Source organism: uncultured Zoogloea sp. (assembly GCF_937894855.1).
GTDB classification, from domain to species: Bacteria; Pseudomonadota; Gammaproteobacteria; order Burkholderiales; family Rhodocyclaceae; genus Zoogloea; species Zoogloea oryzae.
Map to the genome: position 1 here is coordinate 1 of NZ_CALAYQ010000180.1, position 19681 is coordinate 19681.

The following is a 19681-nucleotide window of genomic DNA, read 5'->3' on the forward strand; positions in this document are numbered from 1 at the left end:
GGTCCTGCCAGATAGGTTCGGCGACGATGCCATCACCGACGTCGGCGGTATGAGCGAATCCGATGCAGAAGTCGCCCGAGCGCAGGCCGCGCAACTGCTCGGCCAAAGGCACTTCGGACATCCGTATCTCGATCTCGGGTTCTTCGGCACGGCAACGGGCTAGAAACGCCGACAGCCGGGGATCGAGCGCGCCGTCGGATACGGCGATGCGCAGGCTGCCTCGCAAGCCCGCCGCGACAGCCTTGACGTTCTCGCGGGCCTGCTCCAGGACGGTGAATAGCCGGCGAGTGTCCTGCAGGAACACGGCACCCGCAGCGGTCAGTCGGGTGCCCCGGCGGTCCCGGTCGAAGAGCACAGCGCCTAACTCGTCCTCAAGCTCCTTGATGGCGCGGGACAGAGGAGGTTGCTCAATGTGAAGACGCTCAGCCGCCCGTGTGAAATGAAGTTCTTCGGCCAAAACGATAAAGCAACGCAGGTGCCGCAGTTCCATGAGCAATGTTCCTATTCAGGCGCTGACGACCTCCTTCTGTTTGCTCCACGCGATGCAGGTTGAAAACTTCTTTTAAGCGATGTTTTTTCATATGTTCTTGAGCATGAGATGTAGGCGTTCAACTTTTCCAAACGAGAGGCCGGGCTGTGTTTGACCGAGCATTCAAGAGCCCTGTTTATCCACGGCGCTAAGGTTCAATCTTTACAATGTCCCCAATGCCTTGTACGTATGCGAGTGCATAGGCCATCTCTCCAGAGGTTTGCGCATGCAAAAACATCAATGGTTGTCCGCGTGTTATCTCGTCACCTAAGCGCACCTGCAATTGAATCCCTGCGGCTGGACTCTCAGGCGCACCGGCCAATTTGGCTAAACGAGAAAGCTTACGGTTGTCGATGTGTACTGCTCGGCCTGAAGTGGTTGCCAAAAGCGGTTCGACATAGAGAGCTTGGGGCGGCTCACGAAATCCCCCCTGAGCCGCGCAGATTCTCTGAAATTTTTCCCACGCGCGGCCACTGCTGATCGTCTCATGAGCCAACCGAAGTCCCTCCCCTTCTTTGGCGACGCCGCCAAGCTCAAGCACCGCGCCCGCCACCAACGCCACGCGGTCACATAGGTCTTGCGGCGCATCCGCCTCGTTGCGCAATACGGCCAACACGTCGCGCGCCTCCAACGCCGGGCCGATACCTCTGCCGACAGGCTGATTCCCGTCTGTAAACAGGCAACGCAATACAAGGCCAAATGACGCGGCGACTTCCGAAAGGTGATGCGCAAGATGCTCGGCAGTTTCCCGGCTGCGGACTTTTGCGGTTGGCCCAACCGGAATATCGATCACGATGTGGGTCGCCCCTGCTGCAATCTTCTTGGATAACACCGAGGCAATCAGTTGTCCTTGCGTGTCGATATCCAGTTCACGCTCAATACGCACGAAGATGTCGTCCGCGGGGCTGAGGTGCATCGCGCCGCCCCACGCCACGCATCCACCCTCTTTCTCCACGACCTTTCTGAGCGTATCCAGGTCCAGGTCTACAGGAGCCAGCGTTTCCATGGTGTCCGCGGTGCCAGCGGGAGAGGTGATGGCGCGTGATGAGGTCTTGGGCATCACCAATCCATTGGCTGCGGCGATGGCAACCACCAACGGCGTGGTGCGATTTCCCGGTAATCCGCCCACGCAATGCTTGTCCACAACAATCGGAGCCTGCCATTGCAGGTGATCCCCGACATCGACCATCGCACGGGTGAGATGGATGGTCTCTTGCATATCCAGAGGCAGTACCGCCGTTGCGGTCAGGAAGGCCGAAAGTGCGACATCGGTATAGCGACCATCGACCACATCACGGACGATCGCCTGCAACTCCGTCGTTTGCAGTCGGTGGCCGTGAATTCGCGCACGCACGGCCGACAACGATTCGAGCAGCGGAGGATGCCGAACCTGCACAAGATCGCCCTCATGAATGTCCAGGGCATCCCAGGCGGCCTCGGACAGAGCGATCTGTCCGGTTTTGAGCAGATCGCTGTCGATTTGGTACAGTAGCGCTTGCACAGTGCGGTCGCCGGCAATGATCAGTACCTGTGACCGCGGTGCCAGCCCTTCGGCACGGCAGACATGGCAATCGGTACGCATCAAGACGACGGGTTGATGCTGGGCATGCAGTCGCATGCGCAATGCTTGCAAGGCGGGTGTCTGGGGAGTGATGCGGGCACTCACAGGGCGAACTCCTGGTTTTGCATGGGCACCGATGCGTGCCATTTGAGTTCGCGCTGGATACGTTCGCGCAGCGCCTCGGAGGCATCGGATTCACCGTGAACAATGAACACCCCTTCCGGCGCCCGGGTAAAGCCGCCCAGCCATCGCATCAGTTCATCGCTGTCGGCATGAGCCGACAACATCGGAAGCTCGGCGACCTCCGCATTGATCGGCATCCAGCGTCCATGAATCTTGACTTCGCGAGCGCCCTCAAGCAGTTTGCGTCCGCGCGTACCTGCGGCCTGAAATCCAGAGAACAGCAGCGTGTTCTGATGAATGCCGCCAAACGCTTCTATGTGATGCAACACGCGGCCACCGGTGGCCATGCCGCTGGCGGAAATAATCACCTTGGGGTAGCGATTCGCCGATAGTGCCTTGGACTCTTCAACGTCGCGCACGTATTTGACTTCCGAAAATGCGGCCTCGAAATCGTGTTGCGTGAGCTTGTGGTCGTCGGAGTGGCGGTGCAGCAGCACAGTTGCGTTGGTGGCCATCGGACTGTCCAGATAGACGGGCACGTTGCGGAGCCGACCGCGCTGTCGCAGCAGCCACAAGTCGTAGATCAACGACTGCGCTCGTCCCACGGCAAAAGCGGGAATTACCACCGTGCCTCCGCGGCGAGTCGTGCGCTCGATGATGTCGCCCAGCGCTTCGACGGCATCGGAACGGTCATGACGACGATTGCCATAGGTGGACTCGATGATGATGTAGTCCGCTTCCGTGACTGGTTCAGGATCAGGCATGACCATGTCGTCAAAGCGTCCCAAGTCGCCGGAGAACACCAAACGCTTGCCGCCAATGTCGATCTGAGCCGTCGCCGCCCCAAGAATGTGACCGGCGCTGCGCAGCAGTAGACGGGCATTGCCCGGCAATTCAGTCTCTTGATGCAGCGGCACCGGTTTGAACTGCAGGAGCGTACGTTCTGCATCCCGAACCCGATACAGCGGAAGGGCTGGCTTGTGTTTGGAAAATCCTTTTCGATTGGCGAAATCGGCGTCCTTCTCCTGCAACCAGGCGCTGTCGAGTAGGATGAGTTCGGCGACATCTCGCGTGGCTGAGGTCGAGAAAATCTTCCCGCGGAACCCGTCCAGCACCAATCGGGGCAGATACCCACAATGATCCAGGTGCGCATGCGTTAATACGACCGCATCGATGTCCTTGGGCTCAACTGCCAGGCGCTGCCAGTTAAGTTCGCGCAGGTTTTTCAATCCCTGGAACAGTCCGCAGTCGATCAAGATGCGGGTATTGCCATGGGTGATAAGGTGTTTGGAGCCGGTGACGGTGCCGGCACCGCCCAGGCTGGTCAATGAGAGCATGTATTTGTCTCCCCTCTTGTTTGTGGGTTGTGAAATCAGGAACCGGCGCGGTCGCCGCGGACCGCGTCAGAACCACTTGAAATTCGCTCGTCGGTCGCGGCCGCAGCAACCTGCGAACTGTTCCGGCCGGTCACTTGCGCAGCGGCATAGATGGCGTCCACCCAGGTGCAGCGGTTGGCGATCAACATTCCAGCCACATCGAGCGTGCCGCCGCGGTTGATGTAGCCCAAAGCCCGCGTCTTCGAGGTGCCGCTGTCAATGCGGCGCAGCACACCCAGCATCGGCTCTGGGCGGGTATGGCTTATTAACACGCGAGGCAAGTGAGGCGGGAAGAGTGCTTGCAGGGCTTCGTCACCGACCACGAAGGTGGCCTCAAGGTCATCTCGCGGAATGCGCAGGCGGCCGGGTTCGATCACTACAGTGACGCACGACGCAAGTCCATGGCGCTCCAGGCGGGCGTGGGCTTTGAACGCTTCCTCCAACTGGTAGGCGCCAATCACCACGAACTGCAGTTGTGCTGTAGCCGGATCGCCGGCTACATGGGCTGCTCCGTGCTCAACCAGCGATTGAGCGGCGGCGGCGTTGAAGTGATTCGGCGTGTCGCGCTTGGAGACCACCACACAGGCCACTTGGCCCCGGCTGGCGTAGACCGCTCGCAGCGCGGCGGACGCCGTGTTGGCATCCACCGGGAACAACACGCGTGCGGTGTCCGACATCTCCCCCAGCAATGCTTCGCCAATGGTCGGGTCCTGGTGTGACTGCTCGTTCTTGCTGTTCTCCCAGGTGTGGGATGTGACGATCAGCGGGACGGAGATCCAGCCTGGCGGCTGGCCCAGCTCCTTCTGCCGACGCGCGAAGATGATCTCCTGGCGCATCAATCCAAGCATCTTGACCGCGAATGCCTCGTAGCTGACGATCAGGTTCAGCCCCCCTTTGTTGGCGAGGGCGGCGGCCGCAACGGCTTCTTCATTGAGTGCGGTGACCACCGAGCCATCCGTCGATTCCGGGACGCCGGGTTCGGGCACGTTGACGCGGTGCTTGAGCAGCGCTAGCGTGGTCCCCATCTTGTTGCTGGCCAGTTCATCGGGATTGCCGATCCGGATGCGCAACTGTGGATTTGCCTGCACTAGCTCCACGAACCAACGGTCCAGTGCGGACATGGCGCTGCCCGATACCTCAGTTGGCGCCCAGGCCGGCATCGGCAGATGAGGGCTCGCTGGATGGCGTAGGGCCATGGGGTGCTCGCTTTCGCGCGAGCGCTGGCTCTGGCCGTGATTCGCAAGGACGGTGAGCGCGTTTTCCAGTTCGCTCTCGGGCACGAACAGCGCCGCAGCCCCTGCGTTGAAGGCCTCGCGTGCCTGCGCATCCTCGCGCGGATTGCCGTTCAGCGGCAGGTTGTGGGCGGCATTGGTCGCCGCGCCCGGGAAGCCAAAACCTTTCTCCGTCTCGGCGATCACGTAGGGCAGCTTGACCGGATAGCGCCGATCCGAGCGTGCGGCGAAGGCGCTCAGCGTGTCTTCGGCTTCAACAATGGCCCATGCGATCGCCATCGGATCACGTCCATCAACGATGACGGGATCGAAGCCGTTGTGGCGCAGATCTTCGGCCAGCCAGGTAGCGCCACCTTCCTGCACGATCTGGGTGCGCTGCTCGATGCGCCGTCCGTTGAGAATCATGACCGGGATGGCGAAGCCGCAGTCCTCGGCGCGCCACCAGCGCGGCGCCCAGTCCGAGCCACGTTGTTCCTCGAAAGCGCCATCACTGAGGAATGCCACCAGGCTTTCTCCCGGCAACGGCGTGTGCACATACTGCAGCCCGGCGAACCCCAGATAGCCGCCTTCGGAGATCGCGCCGGCCGTGTTCGGCCCGGCATGGCTACCCAGCGGTACCGCGGGCCGACCCTGCTTATCGATGGCATAGGAGTAGAAGTCCGCGATCAGGAGCGACAGGCCCGCCTCGCTGCGGTCGTAGCGTCCACGCTGGGCGGCGGATACATCGCCGGTCAGTGCGTTCACCGCCTCGATCGCGGCCACGCAGTGCCCCTGCCCCATGAGCCAGCCGCGTGTCGTCCCGGTCAGCGCGTTGGCCAACAGATAACCCACGAAGGCTGGCACCATGTTGAGCGAGCCGCCGGTGTGGCCTTCGGGCGTTTGTTTGAAATCATCGGAGCCCAGTGGGCAGCCGCTTCGGTCGATGCGCCGGGCATAGGTCATATGCGCCACTACGCTCATGGCCGTGCAGGCCACCCGGTCGGCTGCAGCCAGCAGCGCATGGGCCGAGGCTTCGTCTGCTATACGCCTTTGCGCGACCAGACGTTGCACTAGGGCCTGCATACGTTCGATGGTTTCAGACCTGTGCGCGATGGGCCCGTAACCAGCACGCCAATCGGTTGCGAGGTTAGCTTGAGAGGACATTTCAGGTCTCCTTGAAAATAGTTGGATCGATAAAAAGATCAGCCTCGCGGATCGGTTTTCCCGCTAGAGAGAGCGTCGGCAATCAGCGAAGCGAGACCAATCCGGTTGCTCGGATGCGGTACTGCGTCGGTGGACGTAATTCGGGCAAACAACGGTGTCAATTGGGCCCAGGCATCCTCGGCGAACAGGGCATGCACCACTACGCACTCCGGCTTGCGCATTCCTTGCTCGGCGAGCTTGCGCGCCGCGACGGCGAGCGTGCGGCCTGATGATGCGATGTCGTCCACAAGCACCGGCGTTCTGCCGCGCCAGATCGACAGGTCGGGAACATCGATGTCCACGCTGCGATCGCCATGGCGTGTCTTGCGAAGCACAGCGTGCGGTACGCCGATGCGGGACGCGATGGCGCCGGCCCACTGCTCGCTTTCCTCGTCGGGGCCCACGATCAAAGGTTCTTCGACATGATTCGCGATCCAGTCGGCCAGCAGTGGTGCGGCATGCAAGGTGATGGTGGGGATCGTGTAGACCGCTGATAGTGTCGGATAGCGGTGCAGATGCGGATCCACCGTGAGCAGCTTGTCGAAGGTCGATGAGACCAGACGTGCGAAGGACCGCGACGTCACGCTTTCTCCGTCATGGAATCGCTTGTCCTGGCGCATGTAGGCCAGATACGGTGCGATCAGGTTCACCTCTTGCGCGCCAAGTTCGCGCGCCGCGTCAGCGGCAAAAGCCAGAAGCAGGAACTGCGGATCAGGATGGGCCAGCGTGCAAATCACATCCACGATCCGATCGGCAGGTTCGCCATGCAACCGGACATAGCTCTCGCCATCGGGGAATCGGCGCGTTTCGATGCGGCCGGCTTCGCTGCCGCATGCCTGCGCGATGCCGCGGGCCAGATCTTCATTGCCGGGTAGGGCCAGGGTGAGTCGTTGCATCCATTTATCTCCTTATTTGTTGTCCTTGGTCTCTTATCGAGCGCGGGTGCCTTATCGTTCAGCTCGCTGTGTTCACCTTGCCAACTGGCTAATGACGACGGCATTGGCAGTACTGCGTCGACGTGGTAGCTCCACAAGCAACCAGGCTCTTGTCATGAACAGCAACAGAGTGGCTTGCATGGCGTTCAAGGAATCGATCTGCATCAGAATCGCCGTCCTACGGTGATCGTTCCGTAGACCGGGATTTCCTTTTGTCCACGAAATTCGCGGGTGCGGTGGTAGCGGGCTATCGCGATGCGCCAGTTGCCCTGAGTCATCGCGATGCCATAGCCCACATCGGCCACGAATGGCCGTTTATCAACACTATGACTGGACTTGAACGTATTGCCGTCCAACGTGATGTCGTGCAAAACCCAGCGACCGTCGAGTGCCACGAACAGGTGCCCGTTCCAGTTGCTGCCAGCGGTCTTACGCACGGGCGAGGTGTTTTCTCCAGCCGGGCGCAGCGGTGCGGTGCCTAAGTCGTCCGGCAGGCGTAGGCCATAGCGCAGTTCTCCGCCGACATTCGCGTAGGTGGCGAAATTGCCCAAGCTGCCGCCCCAGTGGCGGGTCAGATCCCAACCCCAACCGCTGACGTTTTCTTGCCTGAAGACTCGCGTTCGGCGTTCGTGCAGCAACTGCAGCACAGGCTCGTCGCGCAGTTGGTGTCGCCAGCCATTGAATTTGTCGACGCCGATGGTGTCATGCCACCAGTTCTGGGTTTGCCTGGCCAAGGAGGAGGGGCCCACAACACCGACGCGGATTTGTGAGGTGCGCAGCGTATCGCCGCGCCGCGCGTTGTAGCCAAAGCTCAACATCATTGCGCCGGCGAAAGGGCGGTCGTCTTTGATCAGATCGCTGCGCGTTTTGTCGCTGGGGGTGTACATCATCTGCCCGAAGCCGATGGTCATGTTCTGTTCGTCAAAACCCTCGGGTTGCAGCACCGTGAGAAAACGATTCAGCCCACGGACGAGACGGGGTAGGCAAGGGTCATCGCGATAGTCCACAAGGTTGGGGGAGACCCAGCTGACGAGAAATCCATTGGAGTAGCCTTGATCTTGTCCAATGCCGCCGAACATGTCGTTGTCGATCCGCAGATTGAGCGTTCCCGTTGAGCGCAGCGGGTTGTCCTGGTGGCAGGACTGGGCCTGTGCGGAGGCGCTCAGCAATAGCAGCAGCAAGGAGGCTGCGACTTCCAGCCTCCATTCAGCGGGGTCGGCGGACTGAACTTTCGTCACGCTGGCGTGCCCCCCTGCCCAGGGGTTGCAGTCACAATGACCGATTGGGACTGGCGCACCAGCATCACCGGGACTGGTGCGATGCGAGCGAGCTGCTCTGCATCGCTTCCCATCAGCAGCCTGTCCACGCCCCGGCGTCCGTGGGTACCCAACACCACCAACTCGCATTGAGTAGTCAGTGCCTGCTGAGCGATGAGCACCGAGACGCGCTCGCCGTTACTTTCCAGAAGGACGGTCTCAACCACCAGGCCTCCCTGCCTCAGCCGCAGCGCCGCCTCGTCCAGCAGCTTCTGCCCGGCCGCCAGGAAGCCCGGCCTCACTTCTTCAATATAGATCCTCGGCCTCTCGAAGCCGTTGCTGTGCTTCATCTCCTCGATGACGTGCAGCAAGACGATGGTTGCGCCATTCAGGCGTGCCAGCACCGCAGCGTGGTGGAGCGCCAAATCGGCAGTAGGACTTCCGTCGAGCGGAACCAGGATTCTTGAGTACATGAATGTCTCCAGTTATCAGAGTAAAACGGGGTGACGAACAGATATTGCGTATACCGTGTCGCAATAGCGGACGCGGTATGCGCTTATTCAGTTGCGTACATATTCCCCTGGGGCGTCGCAAACAGTGGGGTATCCACTGGATTCAGCACCTATGAGCGGAGGCGCAACAACATCACCGGAACGCTCTCGCAGCCACGCCGACCATGCGGGCCACCAGGAATCCGGATGCGTCTGCATCGTCGCTTGCCACTCATCCGGCGCCATGTATCCATCACCGGCCGCGCGGGTATGGATTTGATATTGGCGCTTACCTCGGCCGGGCTCGCTCACGATGCCGCCGTTGTGTCCTCCAGTGGTCAGCACGAAAGTCAGCTCGGCCGAAGACAGGAGATGCAGCTTGTAAACCGAGCGCCAAGGCGCAATATGATCCGAGGCAGTGCCGACGCAAAACACCGGTACAGCGATGTCTCCCACTGAAACGGGGCGACCCGTGACGGGATAACGCCCCGCGCTGAGATCGTTATTCAGGTAAAGGCGTCGGAGATACTGCGAATGCATCTTCGCGGGGAGGCGAGTCCCATCGGCATTCCAAGCCATCAGGTCGGTCATTGCCCGGCGATCGCCCAATAGGTATTCGTCAATCATGCGAGACCATATGAGATCGTAGGAACGCAGTAGCTGAAAAGCTCCGCTCATCTGGTCGGAGGTCAAATAACCGGTTTGAGCCATGCTGGCTTCCAACAGCGCCACTTGACTCTCGTTGATGAAAAGACTCAGCTCGCCCGGTTCGCTGAAGTCCGTCTGTGCGGCAAGCAGGCTTACCGACACCAGCCGCGTATCGCCATCACGCGCCATGGCTGAAGCACCAATGGCCAGTAGCGTTCCGCCCAGGCAATAACCAGCCGCGTGGACTCCATGCCCGGGGACGACGGAAGTCACAGCGTCCAGCGCTGCATGCAGGCCGAACTCCAGGTACTCATCCATGCCCAAATCTCGATCCTCAGCATCCGGATTTCTCCAGGAGATGCAAAAAACCGTATGCCCTTGCGCAACCAGATACCGTATCAGCGAGTTATGCGGTGACAGATCCAGTACGTAGTACTTCATGATCCAGGCAGGAATGATCAGGATCGGTTCGGGATGGACTTTCTCGGTAGTGGGCGTGTACTGAATCAGTTCGATCAGTCGATTTCTCAGAACGACTTTTCCTTCCGTGACCGCTACGTCGCGCCCAACGACGAAGTTCTCCGTTCCCGCGGGAGGCTGGCCGGATAGTTGCCGACGCAAGTCGTCGAGAAAGTTGGACGTCCCCCGCGCTAGATTGGCGCCTTGCTCTGCGATGGTTCTTTTCAGGACAACGGGGTTGAAAACCGCAGCGTTGGCGGGCGAAAGCATTTCCAGCCACTGTTTGGCGCCAAACGCCAGCAGGCGTTGGTGTTTCGGATCCACTCCCCACACCCCCTGCGTGGCCTGCTCCCACCATTTGGTCTGATTGACGAATGAACTGCGGAAAAGGTCGTAGGGCCATTGATCCCATGCAGGATCGTTGAAGCGGCGGTCATTGACAGGTGACCGGTCAGGAGCGGTGGCTCCCCGGTCCGGGTTGGCCGGATTCTTCTTCAATACGGCCATCCATTGCTCGGACAGGGAGGCTGCAAACGCCAAAAGCTCGGCTTGCTTGCCAGGACTGTTTGCTAAATGGCTCGCCCAGTCCACCCACGCGAGCAACGATGTCTCCGGCGAAATAGACGACCAAGCCTGTGCCCAAGCGACATGGGCATCCCCATCCAACTTCGGATTGATGGCTGAGTCGATATTGCCGTTCTTTTTATTCGTCAAAGCGTATTACCTCTATTTCTGCACAAGTAGAAAGAGCCCCTTGCTTGAAAACGGGAGTCGATTGCGATTTCCTGGGCGACGACGCCTCGCCAGCGCGTCAGCGATGTATCCATCTGCCAGCTCGCTCCGCTGTTTCGCTTCGCCTAACCGGCCATCAGGCTGATTACCAGTGCGTTCGCAATATCGATGACGAACCCACATACCAAGGGCACCACAATGAACGCCTCGCGTGCCGCACCATGCTCCCGAGTCACCGCCGTCATGTTGGCGATGGCAGTGGCGGTAGATCCCAGCGCAATACCGCCGAAACCCGCGCACACCACGGCGGCTTGGTAATCCTTGCCCATTGCCCGAAAAACAATCAGCAAAACGAATGCGATGACCAAGGCAATCTGCACCAGCATCGCCGCCGTGATGAAGGCGAGCACGGGCTGCAGTTCCCAGAGCCTGAGTCCCATCAGCGCCATGGTCAGAAACAGGCCCAATGACATGTCGGAAACCAGGGCGATGCCTGGCTGCATGCTCGGCCAGTTCCATAAACGTCCGCGCCCACTTGGCCTCATCCAGTCGGCCGCCATGCGCAGGAGAATTCCGGCCAGCAGGCAGCCCACAAAGGCGGGCAGCGTGACGGCGGTACGCGCGACCAAGGCATTGATTCCGTATCCCAACATCAAGGCGAAGTTGAGCCAGAGCAATGCCAGCAGCAGGCCGTAGTAGTCCAGGCGGGCATGCTGCTCATCCCTGTGCAGCGTGCCAATTTCCAGGGCGCTGTCCCCAGAGGCTTGAAGCCGATGCCTACGCATGAGCAAGCTTGCGACTGGGCCCCCGATGGTGCAGGCCGCGATCAGGCCGATCATGTTCGCTGCCAATCCCAGTTCCTGCGCTTGCGCAATGCCGAGGTTGTGAACGAAGTGATCGGACCAGGCCAAGGTGGTGCCCACGCCTCCTGTCAGGGAAATCGATCCCACCATCAGCCCGGTGCGCGGATCCAGGCCGAAGGCGCGTGCCATCTCCATCCCGGCCAGGTTCTGCAGCACCATGAACCCGATGGCCAACCCCGACAGGATCAGCAAGGGCCGTCCACCATGGCGCAGCGTGCGGGCGTCGGTACCCAGGCCAATGGCCGCAAAGAAGTACAGCAGCAGCGCGTCACGCGCTTCGAGATCGAAACTGATGACGATCCCCGCACCGTAGTACAGGGCGAAGACAACCAGGGCGCAGGCCAAGCCGCCCACCAGGGATTCCGGGATGCTGTATCGACGCAAGATGCCCCAACGCGCAACCAAGCCCTTGCCCACGAACAACAGCAGGATGGCGAGCGTGAATCCATGGAAGGCATCGATCGTCATCGCGCCTTCTCCCTGTCCAGGCAGGACAGCGCATGGCTGGCGGCTATCCACTCTTCGTTGGTGGGCTCGACCGCCACGGTGACCTGACTGTGATCGCTGGAAATCGTCGCCGCGTGGCTGGCGTTGGCATCGGTATCCAAGGCAATGCCCAAAAAGCCCAGCGCCGCACAGATGCGCTCGCGAATGAACGCATTGTGTTCACCGACACCCGCCGTGAACACCAGCATGTCCAGGCCACCCAGCACGGCGACCAAGGCCCCGATCTCGCGTACGATGCGGCGCACGTAAAGGGCCAGTGCCAAGCGCGCTCGCTCCCCCGTTTCGCCTGCATCGTTCTCGTGTCCGACAATGACGCGCGGCTCGGCCGAGATTCCCGAAACGCCGAGCAGGCCGGACTCGTGATAGAGGACGCGCCCCACTTGCTCCAGTGAGAGCTTCTCGATTTCCATCAGGTAGAGCACCGCACCCGGATCGAGCGCGCCGGTGCGGGTGCCCATCATCAGGCCGTCAAGCGCGGAGAAGCCCATGGTGGTGGCCGCGCTTTTGAGTCCACGCATGGCGCACAGACTGGCGCCACTGCCCAGATGGGCAACGACGGTGCGACCGCGCGCGGCGTCGCCATGGCGTTCGGGCAAGGCCACTGCCATGTACTCATACGACAGGCCGTGAAACCCGTACCGACGCAGACCGCGCTCCCATGCGGCATAGGGCAACGGCAGGACCTTCTCGACCTGGGGCAAAGTGTGGTGGAAGGCCGTGTCGAAGCAGGCCATCTGTGGCAGATCGGGCTGCTCCCGCAGCAGGATCTCCACGGCTTCGAGCGCGAATGGCTGGTGCAGCGGGGCCAGAGGAATGTAGCCCTTGAGGTCGGCCAGGACATTCGCGTCCACGCGCACGGGCATGAAGTATTTACTGCCGCCGTGGACGATACGATGGGCGACCGCACCGATCCGGCGGCCGTCGAGCCGCTGGCTGACACGATCGCGGATGAGGCGCAGTGCGGCGCGATACGGATGTGCCGTTTCCAGTTCGATCGGGAACGGCGCAACCCCCGTCTCTCCGAAATCCGGGTTGGCGCCACCGATTCCCTGCACCTTGCCATTCCACAATGCCTGGCGCGGCAGTGGCGCGGCCGAGGAATCGAACACCGCGAACTTGATACTGGATGAGCCGCAGTTCAGCACAAGGATCAGTCTGTGTTCGTGGCGCCTAGAGCGGGCCATGGTGACGTCCATCAGGTCGTCCTCTCTGCGCGCCGTCCGTGCGACCTCGCCAAGGTGTGCGCGGTTGTCTGCGGTCTCATCGTCTTCAGACTTAGCGCGCTGTGTAGCCGCCATCGGCGATGAGCTGGGTGCCAGCAAGGAAGCTGCTTCCTTCCGATAGCAAAAACGCCACGGCATGGGCGATTTCGTCCGGTGTACCCAGGCGACCGATCGGATGCAGGCCAACGGCCTCTTGGAGGGCCGATTCATCCAGGAAATCCAGGATGGGCGTACGTACGTAACCGGGATGGATCGAATTGATCCGGATTCCCTTGGGGGCATAGGCCAGCGCTGCCGACCGGGTCAGCCCGGTAACAGCATGCTTGGCTGCGACGTACGCGGGGTTCGCTGCGTCGCCCACCACTCCGAGGATGGAGGAGACGTTGACGATGGCGCCGCCTCCAGAGCGCAGGATGGCGGGAATCTGATGGCGCAGGCCATAGAACACGCCGTTCAGGTTGACATCGATCACCCGGCTCCAGGCGGCAGGGTCCAGTTCCCCCACAGGACTCTGGTCGCCACTGATACCGGCGTTATTGACGGCAAAATGAAGGTCGCCAAACGCATCGACCGCGCAGGCCACGGCAGCCTGGACCTCATCGATGCGTGCCACGTCGGCCACATTGGCCACGGCGTGGCCGCCCTCGGCGTTGATGAGACTGGTGACGCGCTGCGCATTGTCGGCGCTGACGTCCGAGACCACGACATTCAGACCGTTGCTCGCAAGAAGCCGGGCGATGCTCTCGCCAATGCCGGATCCTGCACCGGTGACCAGGGCTACGCGGCCAGAGAATGAATACTGCATGGTGTTTTCTCCAAAGGGGTGGTTAAGTTGCTAACAAGTCCGCTCAAGGGGGCGACAGCCGATAGTGATGGGCCAGCATCAGTGCAATCGCGCATGAGGCGATGCGCGTATCGCGCGAGTCGGCACGGCTGGTCAGAATGACCGGCACCTTGGCTCCAAGGACGATCCCGGCGCTGGCTGCTCCGCCCAGGAAGATCAACTGCTTGGCAAGCATGTTGCCGCTCTCCAGGTCAGGCACGGCGAGGATGTCAGCCTGCCCGGCAACCTCGGAGACGATCCCCTTGGTACGCGCAGCGGCGATGGAGACCGCGTTGTCGAAGGCGAGCGGCCCGTCGAGCAGGCCGCCAGTGATCTGGCCGCGATCAGCCATCTTGCACAGCGCCGCCGCGTCCAGCGTGGCCGTCATCGTCGGGCTCACCGTCTCGACCGCGGCCAGGATCGCGACCTTGGGTTCGCGCACGCCGATTACCTGCGCCAGCTCGATGGCGTTGCGGATGATGTCCGCCTTCTGTTCCAGAGTCGGGGCGATATTGATCGCCGCATCGGTGACGATGAACGGGCGCGGATAGGCCGGTGTCTGTAGCAAAAAGCAATGGCTGACCCGACGCTTGGTGCGCAACCCTGCCGCAGTCGAAACCAGCGCGGACATCAGCTCGTCGGTATGCAGGCTCCCTTTCATCAGGGCTTCGACTTCACCTGTGGCCGCCAGGGCGACGGCTTGCTGCGCGGCGGCGTGGCTGTGGGGTGCGTCCACAATGGCGACGTCGGCCAGATCCAGCCCGGCCTCCGCGGCGACTGCCTCCAGCCGCGCCTGTGGCCCGACCAGCACCGGTTCGATCAGTCCCGCATGGCGTGCTTCGAGCGCAGCGGACAGGCTGGGAGAATCGCAGGGGTGGACGACAGCCACACGAATCGGTTGCAAGTGCGCGACATGCGCCAGCAGGCTTTGCAGGCCTGTGCGGCCCTGCGCATTCGGGTGGATTTCCGGCAACACGGTGCGCGTTCGTTCCAAGCGTTCGGTGGGCGCCACGACCTCTACCTGGCCTTGGAAAACCGCTACCCCCTCCTGGTTGGTGCAGGTGCAGGCCAGCGTGACATGGTGGTTGGCCGTGTCCTTGCTGGTCACCTGCATCCGCACGGTCAGCCTGTCGCCGGGTCGAACGGCCCCGAGGAAGCACAGATTCTGGTTGACATAGCGGGTTCCAGGCCCCGGCAGGCGTGTGCTCAGCACAGCCGAGATCAGGGCGTTTGCACAAATGGCCTCCGTGGTGCCCCGAGCGCTTGAGGACACAGCAGGTTCTGGATCCACATCGCCCGATTGCAGCGCGAACATGTGGATGTCTTGCGACGAAAACGCGCGTTCGAGGCTGGCGCTGTCGCCGATGGCGATCTCGTCGAAGGTTCGGTTGCGCAGGACATGCCATGCATCGGCAGTGGCATCGACCGGTTTGGGCGAAGTCGTCATTTGCTTTTTCCTCGCCGTGTTTGTCTTATCTGCGGCGCGACGGGTGTCTTGGATACCGTTGTCTTTTGAGGCGCCTTCGGCTTTGGCGAGGCAGTCTTTGGTCTCGTGTCCGCCACCGTAGAGCGTGGGTCATTGGCAGAGGGCATAGCGGGCGCCGAAGCCGCCTGCACCTGACGGATCGCCTGCTCGAACAGGGTAGACACCTGCTTCAACCTGGCTTGCTCTGGTGCGGACAGCGCATCGCCGCTACCGATCACTTGCGTGATCATTCCCGCGACCTGTCGGATGTCATCTGGCGCTATGTTGCTCAGCAGCCCGGGAATGGCGGACATCACGGCGTCCTCGTCGAACCTCATGAGCAAAGCCTGCCGACGCACGAGGTGGCGAAAGGCCTGCATGTCGAAGTCGCTGCCCAGGCGGGGACGCACCAGTTGCTCTGCGTGCCGGAAGTGCCGCTCGTCGGCCTCGCCACGCGCCGCGAGCACGAAGAACAGTGCCCGTATGACGGCTTCGGCGAGCCCGCCGCTGTGAATATCCGCTTCGAGCCGTGTCAACTCTTGCGCCAGATACTGGCGATGCTCGGGCGTCTCGCTGGGACGGGGTCGCGGCGGTGCATCGTCGTGCAGGCTCTGTCCAGTCATGGCCTGCACCAGCGGCAGGCTGTACAGCGTGTCAAACGCCTGTGCGTAGATCTGGTCGCGGCAATCACGGAATTGATCCAGCATCTGTTCGACGGCGGTGGAAAACTGCGCCTGCAGTTGCAGGAAAGGGTTGGCCTCGGAGACGGGCTGACGATGGTCGCGCACGTGTTGCGCAGCCTCATGTACTGCGGCGGCGAGCGGATGCCTGTCAGACCACAATTCATAGCCCATGCGCAGCGGATGCAGCTGCTCCAGCCACTTCGCACCCTGGTCCGTGACCAGGGCACGCATCCATGGCTGCACGAAGCTGCGGTAGCAAGCCAGGTTGACCTCGGAGATCCGCGCAACGGCGGCGAACCGGCGATCGTTCTCAGGGTCGGGACGGACGATCTCACGGACTTCATCGATGCTGCTGCGGCGAATCCGCGTCAGGAAGACGTCACTGGTTGGGTCTCCTTCCTGCACTGGGTCGGGATGCTCATCGATTTGCATGTGGTGAATGCCTGCCGGCAGCACGTCGATGATGTCGATGTTCGCAGCGAACTCCTGGTGCTCTTTACGCCCGACGCTGCCGGAGACGAAGATTCCCAGATGTCCGATGCTGTCATGGGTAGCGTAGACGATGGTCTGGTCATGTCCCAGCACGTCCAGGTCGTTGCGGTACAGGTCGGTGATCCAGCCCAGGGCCTGGGGCGGTGGCGTGATGTTGTCCCCATAGGAGCAGAACACCAGGATCGGCGAGCGAATATTGCGCAGGTCGATGCGCACGCCATCAGACGTCACCAGCTGCGCCGTACTCAGTTTGTTGCCGATGAACAGGTTATCGACGATGTACTGTATTTCCACATCGTTCAGGAACACGTGGCCGCCCCAGTACTTCTCGAATTGCAAGTGGCGCGGGCCTTCCGTGTCGACCTTGGCGTACAGGTTGTACTGTTTGCTCCAAAGCGTATTGGCCGGGTCCAGGTTTTCGAAGTTCTGAACCAGCCAGGCACCATCGAACCGACCAGCTCCTAGGTCGCTGGTCAATGCCGTCAACCAACTACCGCCAGTGAGGCCGCCTGCATAGCGCATCGGCATGTCGCCCGCCCAGTACGACAGCGGCGCGCCGGCGACGATGATCGGTCCGAACAGTTCGGGCCAGACGGCAGCTGCCATCAGAATCTGCCAGCCCGCCTGGCAATTGCCGATGACCGCGGGCTTGCCGCGGCTGTCGGGGTGCAGCTCGCCGACCTTGCGCACGAAGGCCGCTTCGGCACGCATGACATCCTCGACGGTCTGGCCGGGAACGGGATCGGGCAGAAAGCCAACGAAGTAGCAGGGATGGCCTGCCTTCAGAGCAGCACCGACCTCGCTGTCGGGTTTGAAACCGCCGATGCCCGGGCCATGGCCCGCGCGGGGATCGACCACCACGAACGGCCGCTTCTTGGGATCGGCCGGCGCGTCGGCTGGCGGCAGGATGCGCACGAGGCCATAGTTGACTGGCCGCGGAAGCTCCAGCCCGGACATGATGACCTCTGAGGCGAAGTCGAGTACGTTCGGCGTCTGCTCCTGCAAATGCTCCAGGTACTGGTTGCCGCGTTGGCGGCGAACGTCGGCATACAGAATTAGCCGCTGCCAGGCATCCACTACATACTCGGTTGCCTTCGCCGGGAGTCGCAATGGATCCCACAGCAACTGCCCCCAATCGGTCGTTGGAGATGTCGTGGTGTCTCGGTTCATGGCGATGGGCACTCCCTGTATGCTGAAAAGGAAAACGAATAGAAAGGAGCCGCCGACACAGCGCCCTGGCGGCCCTGCCGCAGTCAGTACATGTGCTGGCCACCATTCATCGAGACGTTGCTGCCGGTCATGAATCCCGCAGACTCGCTGGCGATGAATGCCACCAGTGCTGCGACTTCCGCAGGCCGCCCTAGGCGGCCTACCGGGATACCGGCGATCACCTGCTTGACCACGCCCTCGGTCATGTTCGTCACCATCTTCGTGTCCAGATACCCCGGCGAGACGGTGTTGACCGTCACGCCTTTGCGCGCCACTTCCTGTGCGAGGGCTTTTGTGAAGCCATGCATGCCGGCTTTTGCGGCGGAGTAGTTGGTCTGGCCGAACTGCCCCTTGGAGCCGTTGATGGAGGAGATGTTGATGATCCGGCCCCAGCCCCTGTCGAGCATGCCGTCGATGAATGGCCGGGTCACGTTGAATACGGAATCGAGATTGACGCGCAGGACGGCATCCCAATCGGCGTAGCTCAGCTTGCGGAACGTGGCATCGCGCGTGATGCCCGCGTTGTTGACCAGGATGTCGATGCGATGCCCGTCTGTGTGGATGCGGTCAGCCAGTTCCTGGCAACGGGCATGGTCGGCCACATCCGCGCCGTAGGCGGCGAAGTCGTAACCTTCGCCGGCTTGGGTTTTCAGCCACGCGCCAATGCTGGCATTGCCCGGCGAATGGACGATGAGCACGGTATGGCCCGCATCGTGCAAGGCCCGGGCGATGGCTTCGCCCAGGCCGCCGCTGCCGCCGGTGACCAGTGCAGTGCGTTGCTCAGCCGGCATTGCGACCACCTGTCTTGGCTGGTGCGTCCTTGTCCTGTGCCTTGGCCCACACCGCTCCCCATTGCTTGAAAATATCCTGGAACGGCAATATCGCATCTGCCTGGCCTACGGCCTGCGTGACCGATTTCTGCCAGTCCTGAATGGCTTGCTGCAGGCCTTGAGTGAAGGTGGTCTGATTCTTGATTGCGACTTGCGTTAGTGCCTGCGCGCCACCCATCTGGTGCTGAAACTGACGCCAGAAGGCCTGCGCGGGCAGCGTGGCCAACTCCTGCCAGTTCTGGGCCTTGAGCAGGCTTTCGATCTCAGTGCCGGACTCGGCAATGTTTTCGCTGCCTGCGCGCGTGGCGTTCTCCAACCATTGCTGGCTGTTTTCCTGCATCAGGCGTTGGAGGCGCAGCTGCAGTTCCAGGTTCGCCTTGAACAGGTTGAGAGGGATGGTTTCATTGCTCATGGTCAAACTCCTTACTGGGTTGAGTGCCCAATCGGGCGGTCAGACGATCAGGCCATCTGGCCGATCGTTTTGCGAAAGCGTGCTAACGACAGGAAAAACAGCACCGTGCCGATCAGGGCCAGCGCCAGGAAGGGCTGCCACACCGTCTCCAGCCCCGCGCCCCGATAAAGGATGGCCTGGCTCAGTTCCACGAAATGGGTGGTGGGTGCGACCAGCATGATGTTCTGCACGATCTCGGGCATGCTTTCGCGTGGCGTAGTGCCACCCGACAGCATCTGCAGCGGCATGATGGTCAGCATCATCAACATACCGAACTGCGGCATGTTGCGCGCCAGGGTGGCGAGGAAGATGCCCATCGACGTGGTGGCGAACAGACTGAGCGCCGCGCCAGCGAAGAACAGTGCAATGGAACCCTCGACTGGAACGCCCAGGACGCCGCGCACCATGAGATTGAGGGACAGGAAGGAGGCGATCAGCACGACCAGGGCCATCGACCAGACCTTGGAGAGCATGATCTGCGCGGGTGTAACCGGCATCACCAGCAGGTGCTCGATGGTGCCGTGCTCGCGCTCCCGGATCAGCGCTGCGCCGGTCAGGATGATGGACAACAGCGTGATGTGGTTGATGATCTGCACCACCGAGCCGAACCA

Annotated in this window: 16 protein-coding genes; all 16 read right to left on the minus strand. The window is 61.6% G+C overall.

What is annotated here, in order from left to right:
* A partial coding sequence (locus Q0672_RS19870; protein WP_298625045.1) for a LysR family transcriptional regulator occupies window positions 1-490 on the minus strand: 490 nt, incomplete at its 3' end.
* Window positions 491-677: 187 nt separating this feature from the next.
* Complete coding sequence (locus tag Q0672_RS19875) at window positions 678-2195, minus strand: thymidine phosphorylase family protein (RefSeq protein ID WP_020307800.1); 1518 nt, start codon at window positions 2193-2195, stop codon at window positions 678-680.
* Window positions 2192-3550, minus strand: coding sequence for an MBL fold metallo-hydrolase (locus Q0672_RS19880; RefSeq protein ID WP_026320714.1), 1359 nt, complete (start codon window positions 3548-3550; stop codon window positions 2192-2194). Before Q0672_RS19880 ends, Q0672_RS19875 begins: the two co-directional genes overlap by 4 nt.
* A gap of 35 nt (window positions 3551-3585) precedes the next feature.
* The gene (locus Q0672_RS19885) at window positions 3586-5964 is read right to left on the minus strand and encodes a D-xylulose 5-phosphate/D-fructose 6-phosphate phosphoketolase (protein ID WP_003296537.1); all 2379 of its coding nucleotides are present in this window, start codon (window positions 5962-5964) and stop codon (window positions 3586-3588) included.
* A 38-nt stretch (window positions 5965-6002) separates the two neighbouring features.
* A complete protein-coding gene (locus Q0672_RS19890; RefSeq protein WP_003050021.1) occupies window positions 6003-6899 on the minus strand; it encodes a ribose-phosphate pyrophosphokinase in 897 nt (298 codons plus the stop codon).
* Between the two features lie 203 nt (window positions 6900-7102).
* Window positions 7103-8176: a lipid A deacylase LpxR family protein gene (locus Q0672_RS19895; protein WP_298625052.1), complete on the minus strand. Its 1074-nt coding sequence runs from the start codon at window positions 8174-8176 to the stop codon at window positions 7103-7105.
* Window positions 8173-8667 (minus strand): universal stress protein, encoded by a 495-nt coding sequence (locus tag Q0672_RS19900; protein WP_003050031.1) that lies wholly within the window; start codon window positions 8665-8667, stop codon window positions 8173-8175. The genes Q0672_RS19895 and Q0672_RS19900 overlap by 4 nt, the downstream gene beginning before the upstream one ends.
* 87 nt (window positions 8668-8754) lie before the next feature.
* Window positions 8755-10506, minus strand: coding sequence for an alpha/beta fold hydrolase (locus Q0672_RS19905; RefSeq protein ID WP_298625055.1), 1752 nt, complete (start codon window positions 10504-10506; stop codon window positions 8755-8757).
* 143 nt (window positions 10507-10649) lie between these two features.
* Complete coding sequence (gene gltS / locus Q0672_RS19910) at window positions 10650-11855, minus strand: sodium/glutamate symporter (RefSeq protein WP_003050035.1); 1206 nt, start codon at window positions 11853-11855, stop codon at window positions 10650-10652.
* Window positions 11852-13090, minus strand: a complete 1239-nt coding sequence (locus Q0672_RS19915) for an acetate/propionate family kinase (RefSeq protein WP_051084431.1) — start codon at window positions 13088-13090, stop codon at window positions 11852-11854. The genes gltS and Q0672_RS19915 overlap by 4 nt, the downstream gene beginning before the upstream one ends.
* Window positions 13091-13169: 79 nt before the next feature.
* Window positions 13170-13922 (minus strand): SDR family NAD(P)-dependent oxidoreductase, encoded by a 753-nt coding sequence (locus Q0672_RS19920; RefSeq protein ID WP_018715730.1) that lies wholly within the window; start codon window positions 13920-13922, stop codon window positions 13170-13172.
* Window positions 13923-13965: 43 nt separating this feature from the next.
* Window positions 13966-15387 carry a bifunctional enoyl-CoA hydratase/phosphate acetyltransferase gene (locus tag Q0672_RS19925; protein ID WP_018715731.1) on the minus strand — a complete coding sequence of 474 codons (1422 nt, stop codon included), beginning with the start codon at window positions 15385-15387 and terminating at the stop codon, window positions 13966-13968.
* Window positions 15384-17750: a DUF3141 domain-containing protein gene (locus Q0672_RS19930; RefSeq protein ID WP_298625060.1), complete on the minus strand. Its 2367-nt coding sequence runs from the start codon at window positions 17748-17750 to the stop codon at window positions 15384-15386. The genes Q0672_RS19925 and Q0672_RS19930 overlap by 4 nt, the downstream gene beginning before the upstream one ends.
* 83 nt (window positions 17751-17833) lie before the next feature.
* Window positions 17834-18580 carry an acetoacetyl-CoA reductase gene (gene phbB / locus Q0672_RS19935; protein ID WP_153160106.1) on the minus strand — a complete coding sequence of 249 codons (747 nt, stop codon included), beginning with the start codon at window positions 18578-18580 and terminating at the stop codon, window positions 17834-17836.
* Window positions 18570-19031: a phasin family protein gene (locus tag Q0672_RS19940; RefSeq protein WP_298625064.1), complete on the minus strand. Its 462-nt coding sequence runs from the start codon at window positions 19029-19031 to the stop codon at window positions 18570-18572. Before Q0672_RS19940 ends, phbB begins: the two co-directional genes overlap by 11 nt.
* Before the next feature lie 47 nt (window positions 19032-19078).
* On the minus strand, window positions 19079-19681 hold a 603-nt coding region (locus Q0672_RS19945), incomplete at its 5' end, for an ABC transporter permease (protein ID WP_298625066.1).

Coding starts and splice junctions, on each gene's coding strand:
- Q0672_RS19900 (WP_003050031.1), bottom strand. CDS start 8,667: ATGTACTCAAGAATCCTGGTTCCGCTCGACGGAAGTCCTACTGCCGAT.
- Q0672_RS19940 (WP_298625064.1), bottom strand. CDS start 19,031: ATGAGCAATGAAACCATCCCTCTCAACCTGTTCAAGGCGAACCTGGAA.
- Q0672_RS19930 (WP_298625060.1), bottom strand. CDS start 17,750: ATGAACCGAGACACCACGACATCTCCAACGACCGATTGGGGGCAGTTG.
- gltS (WP_003050035.1), bottom strand. CDS start 11,855: ATGACGATCGATGCCTTCCATGGATTCACGCTCGCCATCCTGCTGTTG.
- Q0672_RS19925 (WP_018715731.1), bottom strand. CDS start 15,387: ATGACGACTTCGCCCAAACCGGTCGATGCCACTGCCGATGCATGGCAT.
- Q0672_RS19885 (WP_003296537.1), bottom strand. CDS start 5,964: ATGTCCTCTCAAGCTAACCTCGCAACCGATTGGCGTGCTGGTTACGGG.
- Q0672_RS19915 (WP_051084431.1), bottom strand. CDS start 13,090: ATGGACGTCACCATGGCCCGCTCTAGGCGCCACGAACACAGACTGATC.
- Q0672_RS19920 (WP_018715730.1), bottom strand. CDS start 13,922: ATGCAGTATTCATTCTCTGGCCGCGTAGCCCTGGTCACCGGTGCAGGA.
- phbB (WP_153160106.1), bottom strand. CDS start 18,580: ATGCCGGCTGAGCAACGCACTGCACTGGTCACCGGCGGCAGCGGCGGC.
- Q0672_RS19880 (WP_026320714.1), bottom strand. CDS start 3,550: ATGCTCTCATTGACCAGCCTGGGCGGTGCCGGCACCGTCACCGGCTCC.
- Q0672_RS19890 (WP_003050021.1), bottom strand. CDS start 6,899: ATGCAACGACTCACCCTGGCCCTACCCGGCAATGAAGATCTGGCCCGC.